The sequence below is a fragment of the Candidatus Fermentibacter sp. genome (assembly GCA_030373045.1).
Classification (GTDB): Bacteria; Fermentibacterota; Fermentibacteria; order Fermentibacterales; family Fermentibacteraceae; genus Fermentibacter.
Genome location: JAUCPW010000049.1, coordinates 23,438 through 34,185, shown reverse-complemented (window position 1 = coordinate 34,185; position 10,748 = coordinate 23,438). Strand labels below are relative to the sequence as shown.

At 66.4% G+C, this 10,748-nt stretch carries 8 protein-coding genes; 2 read left to right on the top strand and 6 right to left on the bottom strand.

Features of this window, described 5'->3' with window-relative positions; translation table 11 throughout:
* Window positions 1–325: 325 nt before the first annotated feature.
* Window positions 326–2,062 (bottom strand): hypothetical protein, encoded by a 1,737-nt coding sequence (locus QUS11_08610; protein MDM7993361.1) that lies wholly within the window; start codon window positions 2,060–2,062, stop codon window positions 326–328.
* A gap of 215 nt (window positions 2,063–2,277) precedes the next feature.
* On the opposite strand from QUS11_08610, the gene QUS11_08605 reads away from it, so the two are divergent.
* Together QUS11_08605 and QUS11_08600 are read left to right on the top strand one after the other, a co-directional pair.
* On the top strand, window positions 2,278–3,723 hold the full coding sequence (locus QUS11_08605; GenBank protein ID MDM7993360.1) for a radical SAM protein: 1,446 nt from the start codon (window positions 2,278–2,280) through the stop codon (window positions 3,721–3,723).
* 31 nt (window positions 3,724–3,754) lie between these two features.
* A complete protein-coding gene (locus QUS11_08600) occupies window positions 3,755–5,449 on the top strand; it encodes a hypothetical protein (protein MDM7993359.1) in 1,695 nt (564 codons plus the stop codon).
* Between the two features lie 33 nt (window positions 5,450–5,482).
* Here the strand turns inward: QUS11_08600 and QUS11_08595 are convergent, their stop codons facing one another.
* Genes QUS11_08595 through dnaK form a run of 5 tightly spaced genes read right to left on the bottom strand, consistent with a single transcriptional unit; the run spans window position 5,483 to window position 10,748 of the window.
* Window positions 5,483–5,662 (bottom strand): hypothetical protein, encoded by a 180-nt coding sequence (locus tag QUS11_08595; protein MDM7993358.1) that lies wholly within the window; start codon window positions 5,660–5,662, stop codon window positions 5,483–5,485.
* A 26-nt stretch (window positions 5,663–5,688) separates the two neighbouring features.
* Window positions 5,689–7,134, bottom strand: a complete 1,446-nt coding sequence (locus tag QUS11_08590; protein MDM7993357.1) for a Do family serine endopeptidase — start codon at window positions 7,132–7,134, stop codon at window positions 5,689–5,691.
* Between the two features lie 19 nt (window positions 7,135–7,153).
* A complete protein-coding gene (locus QUS11_08585; protein ID MDM7993356.1) occupies window positions 7,154–8,194 on the bottom strand; it encodes a J domain-containing protein in 1,041 nt (346 codons plus the stop codon).
* On the bottom strand, window positions 8,191–8,841 hold the full coding sequence (grpE, locus tag QUS11_08580; GenBank protein ID MDM7993355.1) for a nucleotide exchange factor GrpE: 651 nt from the start codon (window positions 8,839–8,841) through the stop codon (window positions 8,191–8,193). Before grpE ends, QUS11_08585 begins: the two co-directional genes overlap by 4 nt.
* Complete coding sequence (gene dnaK / locus QUS11_08575; protein MDM7993354.1) at window positions 8,838–10,748, bottom strand: molecular chaperone DnaK; 1,911 nt, start codon at window positions 10,746–10,748, stop codon at window positions 8,838–8,840. Before dnaK ends, grpE begins: the two co-directional genes overlap by 4 nt.

The following is a 10,748-nucleotide window of genomic DNA, read 5'->3' as shown; positions in this document are numbered from 1 at the left end:
CCCCCCCCCCCCCCCCCCCCCCCCCCCCCCCCCCCCCCCCCCCCCCTTTTCAAGCAGAAGACGGCATACCAGATACACAGCGCTGTCTCGTGGGCTCGGAGATGTGTATAAGAGACAGGAAACCCGGTGTCATTGCGGAGATGACGAGAAGGAAGCGACAGTGACTTTGCGATGCAAAGTCGCGAGAGCGCCTGAGGGCGGCCGGAACTTGCCGGCCGCGATGCAAGCATCCTGATCCGCCGATGGCGGATCAGGGCACGCACATTCGCAGTTTTCGCAGAAAACTGCTGAAGTGCTACCCGCCGATTTCGCGGAGCGAAATCGGCTAGATATCCGTGTACTCCGCGGCTTCCTTGATGAGCATGTTCGTCGCGGGGTCCTCCTCGGTGCTGAGGAGCGTCATCGCCTGCGACAGGTGCTCCGACAGGTCGCACATCGATTCCGAGAACCTGTTGAGGATGGCCTCGTCGCGCAGCTTCTTGAGCCTGGCCTGCTCCTCGCGCTCCCTCTTCTGCGCCGCCTCCTTCATGTCCTCGGCATGGGCGGTCCCCTTCAGCTTCTCGAGATAGGCCTTCCCGGAGCTGTCGGGGAAGAGGTAGTAGAGCAGCTTCTCCTGCTCCGTCTCGGCGATGGGTATGGATGTGCCGGGGAGGGTCGGGATCGCGCGCGGGAACTGGGAGGAATCGTAGGCCCTCTCGTCGCGGAAGCCGCAGACCTGCTCACGGTAGCCGGGATCCACCGGGAACGGCGTCTTCCCGTAGTAGCCCGCGATCAGGTTCACATACTGGACCGGATTCGCATCCTTGCCCAGCGCGACGAAGTAGGCCTTCACCCCGACGATCTGCGACGTGGGAGTGACCAGGGGGACCCAGCCGGCCTTCGACCTGACCTCCTGCACCGCCTCGAGGGCCCTGTCCATGTAGTCGCTCTTGCCGTCCTTCGCGAGCTGGTTCTTGAAGTTGCTGTACATGCCGCCGGGTATCTGGGATTTCCTGACCGCATCGTTCGGAGGCGGGAAGCCGCATGCGGCCTCCATCCTGTGGACGGTCTCGAGGGCCTGCACGATGCGGCCCTCCGCGAGCAGGTCCAGAGTCTTCACGGCGAGCGGTTCGAGGACATCGCGGCCGGGCCAGACCGACCTGTGCACCTGGAGCGCGAACTTCTTCTCGCATTCCTCGATCACCCCGGTCAGAGCGGCATGGACCCTGCCGAGCCTGACTTCGTCGAGGGCGAGCCCCGTGTCGATCCCCAGGAGGTCGGCGAAGAGGGAGACGATCTCGATGGAGGGATGCGACGAGCCGCCTGCGAAGGGCAGGAAGCATACGTCGATCGAATCGATCCCGGCGAGCAGTGCTATGACCGCGCTCATGTGGCCGTAGCCGGGCGTGCAGTGGGTGTGGCTCACGACGGGGACCCCGAGCCTCTCCTTCAGCGCTGTGTAGTATTCCCAGGCCTGGACGGGATCCTTCAGGCCGGCCATGTCCTTGTCCGAGACCATGTCGGCGCCCGCGGCCTCCAGCTCGAGGGCCTTGTCGACGAAATACGATGTCTTGTAAAGAGGTCCGTTCGTGTAGCAGACCGCGCCGTCGAAGGAGCCCCCCGCCTTCCGGACGCCCTCCAGGGCGGCCATGTAGTTGGGGATGTAGTTGAGGGCGTCGAAGATCCGCATCACGGTGGTCCCGGAGCGGACCGCCTCGCTGTTGAAGTCGCTGACGATGTCGTCGGGATACGGGTCGTACCCGAACAGGTTCTGCCCCCTGGAAAGAGTCCTGAGGCCGCACGAGTAGGGCTTCGCGAGCTCCGACATCCTGTGGAGGCGGTCGAACGGGTTCTCGTCGAGGAACCTCATCGCGCTGTCGAGCGTTGCCCCGCCCCACACCTCCATCAGCTTCACGCCGCAGTCGAGTATCAGGGGCATGGTCTCGAGCACCTGGGGGGTCGACATGCGGGTGGCGAGGAGGGACTGCTGCCCGTCGCGGAGCGAGAGGTCTATGAGGCCGACCGGCCCTCTGCTGCGCGGAGCCATCTTCGGGCCGCCGTGCGAGAACAGCTTCTTGAACATGGGGAAGACTCCATCTGCTTAGCGTGTTTTCGGATACGAAATACGATCGCGCCTTCAGGCAGCCATGTAACATGCCGATACGCGCGGATTCGTGCCAGTGGATCGGAGCCGGGGGTTCGTTGCCCGCTGGGCCATGCAAGGCTATACTGGCGCGGATGCGCGTTTGCCGACGACGGAAGCGACCTTGTCCACAGCCATGCTCCCGGGGAGAGGGAATGAAGATCTGCCTGGTCTATCCGCCCTATGGTTCCGGCAGGAGGTCGAAGTACTTCCCGTTCGGGCTGGCGTACGTCGCTGCATCCCTGAGGAATGCCGGCCACGATGTCACCGTGGTCGACATGGAGGGCTCGGACCTCTCCGTGGATGCGGCCGTCGCGCAGGTCACCGCCGTGAAACCCGGCATGATCGGCATAGGCGGGATGGTCACCCGGTTCAGGTATGCCAGGGAACTGGGCAGACGTCTCAGGGAGGCTCTCCCGGACGCCTTTCTCATCGCCGGGAACAGCGGAGCGACCACCCTGCCAGGCATCTATCTGGAGTCATGCCGCCTTGATGCCGCGGTCAGGGGAGAGGGCGAGACGACCGCCGTCGAACTGGCCCGGGCTGTCGAGTCGGGCGGGGAGTGGAGGGAGATACCCGGGCTCGCATTCCTGTCCCCGGAAGGAAAAACCGTCCTGTCGCCGGAGCGGGAGCATGCAGGAGATCTGGACGCTCTCCCCTGGCCTGCCTGGGAACTCTTCCCGATCGAGAGCTACATCCACAGCCTCGATCACAGGGGGAAGCCGACCCGGCACATGGAGGTGGTGGCCAGCAGGGGCTGCCCGTTCGAATGCGTCTACTGCTACCGGATCTACGGGCGGCGCGTCAGGAGGCGCAGCCCCGAATCCATCGTCGCGGAGATCGAGGAGCTTGTGCGCAGATACCGCATACGCTACACGGGCTTCCCCGACGACCTCTTCACGAGCGACAGGTCCTTCGTGCTCGAAGTCTGCAGGCTCATGAGGGAGAGACTCCCCGGTCTGCGCTGGTCGTGCCTCGGCCGGGTCAACACCGTGGACGAGGACCTGCTCTCCGAGATGAAGAGGTCGGGCTGCTACTGGATCAGCTACGGGATCGAGTCCGGGAGCGCCGGGATGCTCGAGACGATGAATCGCAGAGTCACTCCGGAGCAGTGCCTCAAGGCGCTGCGGCTGACCCGGAAGGCGGGCATGCACGCCGAGGGCAGCTTCATGATCGGGATGTACGGGGAGACGCGGGAGACGGTGGAGGAGACGGTCGAGTTCTGCAGGAAGGCCGACATCACCGCGCCGATGCTCTTCGTCACGCCCTATCCCGGGACGAGGATCTTCGACCGGGCGCTGGCGGATGGCAGGATCGGCGATCTCGAGCGCTTTCTCGAGAGCATGAACGCCGCGGACTCTCTTCTTGTCAATCTCACGGACATGTCGGACGATGAGCTGCGCGACCTCCGGAAACGGGCGCAGGCCAGGATAGGACTGGGCTATCTGCTGAGGCGACCCTTCACGAGGATACCCGCGCTGATCCTGAGGCATCTCTTCCTCATGGGTCCGGCCGGGCTGGCGAGGGATCTCGCGGCCGTCATCGGCTCGACGACGGGGCGGCGCGCGAAGGGGCTTGACCCGGAACCGCGGGTTCGATAGAAAGAGACGGGAACAAGCTCTGGGGGGAAGCATGGTTACGGAGAACAGGGCCAGGGTGGCCTCGCTCGTGCGGGAGGCCAAGGCCGAACTGCAGAAGGGAAACAGGGACGAAGCCTTCGTCATTCTCAAGAAGGCTCTCTCCATGGACCCCGGAAGCAGCGCCGTGACCGAAGCGATCCTCGCGATCGAGAAAGAGCAGATCTTCGAGAAGGAGAAGGCCGCCGAGGCCGTGAAGATGGCGGAGAAGGCCGCCGAGGAGGCCAGGGCCGCTCGTGAGGCCCGGGCGGCCAGGGAGGCGAAGGCCGCACGTGTGGCGAAGGCGGCCGAAGAAGCCAGGATTGCTCGCGAGGCCAGGGAAGCCGAGGAGGCCAGGGCCGCTCGCGAAGCCCGGGAAGCCAGGGAGGCGAAGGCCGCCCGTGAGGCCAGGGCGGCCGAAGAAGCCAGGATTGCTCGCGAGGCCAGGGAAGCCGAGGAGGCCAGGGCCGCTCGCGAAGCCCGGGCCGCCAGGGAGGCGAAAGCCGCCCGGGAGGCGAAGGCGGCCAGGGAGGCCAGGGCCGCACGTGAAGCCAGGGCCGCCGAAGATGCCAGAATCGAACGCGAAGCCCGGGAAGCCGAGGAAGCCAGGGCGGCACGCGAAGCCCAGGCGGCACGTGAGGCGAAGCTCGCCCGGGAGGCCCGGACGGCTCGCGAACTGAAGGCGGCGCGCGAAGCCAGAGAGGCACGCGAGACCCAGACTGCGAAGGAAGGCAGGCCCGATCCGGCTGCATCCCCGATCAGACCCGTCAGGGAGGCCCGGACATCCATCGCGCCCCAGCCCCGGGCGTCCCGCGAACCCGCCCCGATCATCGCACCCGAGAGCACAAGGCGCACTGTCGATCCGGGGTTCGATCCGACGAAACCCCTCGTGACCCCTCCACTCGAGAATCGCGAGCACAAGAGCGAGAGTACTGCCAGGCCCGAGACCGAAAAGGCGGTGAAGCCCGCACAGAAGGCGGCATCAGAAGGTCACCGCGCGGCACCCGCACCCCCCCAGCCGGTCAGGCCTGCGCCATCCAGGCCCGCTTCAGGCATATCATCCCGGTCCATAGCCAGACAGGCCGTACCCGGCGAGGTTCCGGCCCCATCGCCCGCCCGAAGGGCCGAAGCGGCCCCCGAGGCCGGAGAAAGGACAAGCGTGCCTGTTCCTCAGAGTGTCAGAGAATTCTTCGAATCAGCCGAGAGGGCTCTCGCCGCGGGAGACGAGGCCGGAGCCGTCGGCTTCCTGAAGAAGGCAAAGGCCGGGGCTCCCGAAGATCCGGAGGTCAGGGCCCGTATCGGCGCTCTCCAGCGGAGGATGAAGGCCGAGAACCTGGTCCGGCTCGGAGAGCGGAAACTGGCGGCAGGATTGCCGCAGGAGGCGTTCGCGTCGGCTCGCGAGGCGTTCGCTCTCATGCCGCAGGCCGCCGGGCTGGAAGACCTGATCTCCGCGCTCGAGAAGTCCCCCGTCCCCGCCGGGGCTGCTCCCCAGACCAGGGCGCAGCCGGCGGCTCAGGCGGCTGCTGCAGCCTCCAGACCCGCCCTCCAGGACGGGGCGGAGGAGTACATCCGCAGGGTCCGCGAGCAGATATCCCTGAACGCGTTGCCCAACGCGGCTGCGATAGCCGCCGAGGGCCTCGAGAAGCATCCGGACAACGAACTCCTGTTCACCTTCGTGGACAAGTTCAGGAGGATGCGCCTGCTCAAGTAGAGCCTGGCGCATGCGCAGAGGCCGGAGCCCGGATCAGCCTCCGAAGAAACCCGGTACGCAGGTCAGCAGGATTCCGAGAACCAGGGAAACGACGCCGGCCAGGAAGACCAGCCCCGACACGGGAGCTGCGGGCCTGCCGCGGCCCAGCATGACGAAACCGGCTGTCGAAAGCGCGAACCCAGCCGCTGCGAGGACGAGATATCTCAGGTCCAAGGGATGCTCCCGTTGCCGAGAGGGCGTCAGCCCAGCTCGAGCAGGATGAAGATCGTATGCCCCCCGCGCCAGACGAGCAGGAGGACTCCGTCGCCGGAAGCTGACACCAGGCGCCGGGCCTCGTCAACCGAGGACACCGGCTCTCTGTCCACCTCGACTATTATGTCGCCCCGCACGAGCCCCGACCGGTCTGCGGCGCCGCCCTGGTCGGTCGATGCCACGATGACTCCCGTGCCGTCGTATCCGAGCGAGGCAGCGGTTCTTTCGTCGAGATCGGCAAGGGTCCAGCCCGTGCCGGTCCTGACCGTCGTCTGTTCGACGGCCTGGGCTTCAGGGGCCTCTCCGGGCTGCTCTCCGACCTCGGCCTCCATCTGGAGCATGCCGCCGTCGCGGCTGACCAGCAGCCTCACGGTGTCGCCCGTGTCCATGGCGGCGATGGTGTTCCTGAAACCGGCGACCGACTCGACGGGCTCTCCGTCGAGCCCGACGATCACGTCACCGACACGGAGGCCCGCCTCTGCGGCAGGGCTGCCCGGCGCCACCTCCGACACTATCACGCCGCTGTCCTCGCCGAACTCCTCCTCGAAGCCCGCCGTGACGTCCTGGATCATCACGCCGAGCCATCCCCGCGAGACGGAGCCCTGCTCCATGATCTCGGATGTAACCATCTCCACGATGTCGACGGGGATGGCGAAACCTATCCCGTCGTATCCCCCGGTGCGGCTCGCGATGGCAGTGTTGATCCCCACCAGTTCGCCGTCGAGGTTCACCAGTGCCCCGCCGCTGTTGCCCGGATTGATTGCTGCGTCGGTCTGGATGAAGTCCTCGTAGTCGGTCAGCCCCACGCCCGTGCGCCCGATGTAGCTGATGATGCCCTGGGTGACGGACGAACTGAGTGCGAACGGCGATCCCACAGCGAGCACGATCTGCCCCACCCTCAGATCACCGGCGTCCCCCAGGGGCAGGGCCGTGAGAGGGATCTGGCCGGGGTCGATCTTCACAACCGCCAGATCGGTCCTGGGGTCGGTTCCCGTCAGGACCGCGGGGAACCTCGACCCGTCGGGCAGGATGACCTCGAGTTCGTCGGCTCCTTCGACGACGTGGTTGTTCGTCGCAATGAAGCCCCGGGGATCTATGATCACGCCGCTGCCGAGGCCCTCCCTGACGTACTCCCTCTCCTGCATGCCCGGGAAGCCGAACCACGGATCGATCCCGAACGGGGATGGGATGGACTGGAAGTCGGGGAATACGGCCTTCTCGACGCTTCTCGATGTGATCGTCACAACCGAGGGCCCCGCCGACGAGGCGATCTCGCAGAAAGCCTCGCTGAGCGCCCCGGGATCGGTGACCGGCTCCGATCCGGGCGCTCCCGCCGGATCGGCCGCCGCCATGGCTCCGGGCTCCGCCTGGCCCCTGCAGGCCGAGGCGGAGATGAGGAGCAGCGCGGAGACAATGCTTCTGGAAAGTGTCATCGCCGTTTCCTCCGGGTTTTCATACGCTCCCGTGCTGCCTCCGTATACCCTCGAGCGACTGGAGCTGTTCCCACAGGCGGCGCTCATCGTCGTTCGCGGGCACGGGCACGGAAACCTCGACCCGGACGTACTGGTCGCCGCGCGACGAACCGTGCGGCACCCCCTTCCCGGGGATCCTCAGGATGGTGCCGGGCTGGGTGCCGGGCGGGATCCTGAGACGGATCCTGCCGTCCAGGGTCCGCACCGTCATCGTGGTGCCCAGGGCCGCCCTCGGGGCGGTGACCGTAACCGAGCAGTGTATGTCCAGCCCTTCGCGGCGGAGGAACCTGTCGGGACTGACCCTCAGCCTGATGATGGCCGACGAGCCGTCGGGCTGCCTGAGCCTCAGCAGATCGCCGTCGGACGAGCCCGGAGGCACGTCGATCGACATGCGCTGGTTCGAGGACGCCCTTCCCGTGCCGCTGCAGGAGCCGCATTTCGCCGTGAGGACCCTGCCCGTGCCCCCGCAGCCGGTGCACGCGTGCATCGTGCTGAAGGCTCCGCGCTTCTCGGTCCTCGTGCCGCTGCCCTTGCAGGTGGGACAGGTCTTCTCCCCCGTGCCGCCCGCCCCGCCGCAGACCGGGCAGGGCTTCTCGACCCTGACCACGGCGTCGACGACGCCCCCTCGCGCGGCAGTGGCGAACGGGATGACGACTTCGCCCGAAGGGGCCTGTCTGGCGGAAGGCCTGGGTCTGCCCCCCCCGAACAGGGTGCTGAGAAGATCCTCGAATCCTCCGAAGCCTCCGCCGCCCATGTCGTAGGATTCCCCGCCGGCCGCGCCCGCATCGCCGAAGAAGGCTCTTCCGCTGCGCAGGTCGTCGTATCTTGCCCGCTTCTCGCTGTCGCGGAGAACGTCATAGGCGTCTGAGATCTCCTTGAACTTCTCCTCGGCGCGTCTGTCACCCTGGTTGGCATCAGGGTGGTACTTCCGGGCCAGCTTCCTGTAGGCCTTCTTTATCTCGTCCTCGGTGGCCTTCTCGCCAACGCCGAGGATGGCGTAGAGATCCCTGCCGTCCGTCAATCCTGCTCCGCGTCCCCGCCGGCGGCCCTGCCGGCTCTGCCGACCTTGACCATGGCCGCCCTCACCAGCTCCCCGTCGATGGTGTATCCCTTCCTCAGGATCTCGAGTACGATATCCTGCTCGATGTCCTCGACATCCTCGGCGAAGACCGCCTCGTGCTGCGTGGGATCGAAGGGATCGAGAGGGGCGAGCGGAAGGGCCTCCAGGCCCTCGCGGCGGAGGAGAGCCTCGAGCTTCGATGCGATCTGGAACAGTCCGGCAACCGTATCGGACGCCGGGGTGCCGCTCGCGCTGTGATCCCTCGCGAGGTCGAGATCGTCGAGTATGTCGAGCAGGCTCACGATCAGGTCCTTCCTGCCCTGCGAGCAGAGCCTGTGGAAGTCCCTCGCCTGCCTCTTCCTGTAGTTGTCGAATTCGGCCTGCAGCCTGAGGTTCTGTTCGCGCAGCGTCTCGATCTCGCCTGACAGATCGGTTTCGACGGCGGCCTCGACCGCGGCCTGATCCCCGGCCGGAACCTCGTCCCCGGCTCCGGCGGAGCCCGGTGCTTCAGTCTCAGGGGGGGGCGGCTGATGCTGCCTCCTGCGCGAGTACGACGCCTCTCGCCGGTGCCTGGACTGGGATCTCCTGGGGTCGCCGGTCACGCTCATTCGTCCACCACTTCGAAATCGGCGTCGACGGTCTTCCCGCCCTGCTCCGGCCCTTCCTGTCCGGGCCGGGAGTCTGCGCCGGTCTGCCCGGCAGCCTGGGCCTGGGCGTGAATCGATTCTCCGGCGGCGCTCCAGGCCTTCTGGAGGTCTTCGAGGGCCCTGTCCAGAGCCTGGTCGTCATCCGACTGCCTTGCCGAGCGCACGGCCGCAGACGCAGAGTCGAGGGAGGCCTTCAGCGAGGGGTCGAGCCTGTCGCCGAAGTCCTTCAGACCCTTGTCGACCTCGTAGACGAGCGAGTCGGCCATGTTCCTCTTCTCGGCCTTCTGGCGCTTCTGCTCGTCGTCCTTCGAGAACCTCTCGGCCTCGCCCACCATCTTCTGGATCTCGCTCTCGGAAAGTCCGCTCGAGGCCTCGATCCTGATCTTCTGCTCCTTGCCCGTGGCCTTGTCGCGGGCCGACACGTGAACGATGCCGTTGGCATCCAGGTCGAACGTCACCTCGATCTGGGGCATGCCGCGCGGAGCCGGCGGGATCCCGTCCAGGATGAACCTGCCCAGCGTCCTGTTGTCGGAGGCCATCTTGCGCTCGCCCTGGAGAACGTGGATCTCTACGGCGGTCTGGCCTTCGGCGGCCGTGCTGAAGATCTGGCTCTTCTTGGTGGGGATGGTCGTGTTGCGCTCTATGATGCCCGTGGAGATGCCGCCGAGCGTCTCGATGCCGAGGGTCAGAGGAGTTACGTCTAGGAGAAGGACGTCCTTGAACTCGCCCGTCAGCACGCCGGCCTGGATGGCGGCGCCCACTGCCACCACCTCGTCGGGGTTGACGCCCCTGTGCGGCTCGCGGCCGAATATCTCGCCGGCGATCTTCTGCACGAGGGGCATCCTGGTCTGCCCGCCCACGAGGATCACCTCGTCGAGCTTGCCGGGATCGATCTTCGCGTCCTTGAGCGCATCGAGGCAGGGCTTCCTGGTCCTCTCCACCAGGTCGTCCACGAGCTGCTCGAGTTTCGCCCTGGTCAGCTTCATGATCATGTGCTTCGGGCCGGAGGAGTCGGCCGTGATGAAGGGCAGGTTGATCTCGCTGGTCTGCGTGGTGGAGAGCTCGCACTTCGCCCTCTCGGCCGCCTCCTTGAGCCGCTGCAGGGCCATCGGATCGCGGGAGAGATCGACGCCCTCCTGCTTCCTGAACTCCTCCACCAGCCAGTCGATGACTCTGAGGTCGAAGTCGTCGCCACCGAGATGGGTGTCGCCGTTCGTGGACCTCACCTCGAACACGCCCTCGGCGATCTCGAGGATGGAGATGTCGAAGGTGCCGCCGCCGAGGTCGAACACGGCCACGGTCTTGCTGATGCCCTTCTTGTCGAGCCCGTAGGCGAGCGAAGCCGCTGTCGGCTCGTTCACTATGCGCAGCACCTCGAGCCCGGCTATCCTTCCTGCGTCCTTCGTGGCCTGCCTCTGGCTGTCGTTGAAGTATGCAGGCACGGTGACGACGGCCTGGGTCACCTTCTCGCCCAGGTAGTCCTCCGCGGTCTGCCGCATCTTCTGGAGGACCATCGCGGAGATCTCCGGAGGGGAGTACTTCCTGCCCTGGATCTCGATCATCGCGTCGCCGTTGGGCCCCTCGACCACCTTGTAGGGGACCCGGGCCTTCTCGGCGTCCACCTCGCTGAACTTGCGCCCCATGAACCTCTTGATCGAGAACACCGTGTTCACCGGGTTCGCTATGGCCTGCCTGCGGGCGACGACGCCGACGTGGCGCTCCCCGCCGTCGGTGAAGGCCACGACGGACGGAGTCGTCCTGAAGCCTTCGGAGTTGGGGATGACGAACGGCTCCCCGCCCTCGAGGATCGCGACGCACGAGTTCGTGGTCCCGAGGTCTATCCCTATGACCTTGCCCACTGCAACCAT

Coding starts and splice junctions, on each gene's coding strand:
- QUS11_08610 (MDM7993361.1), bottom strand. CDS start 2,062: ATGTTCAAGAAGCTGTTCTCGCACGGCGGCCCGAAGATGGCTCCGCGC.
- QUS11_08590 (MDM7993357.1), bottom strand. CDS start 7,134: ATGACACTTTCCAGAAGCATTGTCTCCGCGCTGCTCCTCATCTCCGCC.
- dnaK (MDM7993354.1), bottom strand. CDS start 10,748: ATGGTTGCAGTGGGCAAGGTCATAGGGATAGACCTCGGGACCACGAAC.
- QUS11_08600 (MDM7993359.1), top strand. CDS start 3,755: ATGGTTACGGAGAACAGGGCCAGGGTGGCCTCGCTCGTGCGGGAGGCC.
- QUS11_08605 (MDM7993360.1), top strand. CDS start 2,278: ATGAAGATCTGCCTGGTCTATCCGCCCTATGGTTCCGGCAGGAGGTCG.
- grpE (MDM7993355.1), bottom strand. CDS start 8,841: ATGAGCGTGACCGGCGACCCCAGGAGATCCCAGTCCAGGCACCGGCGA.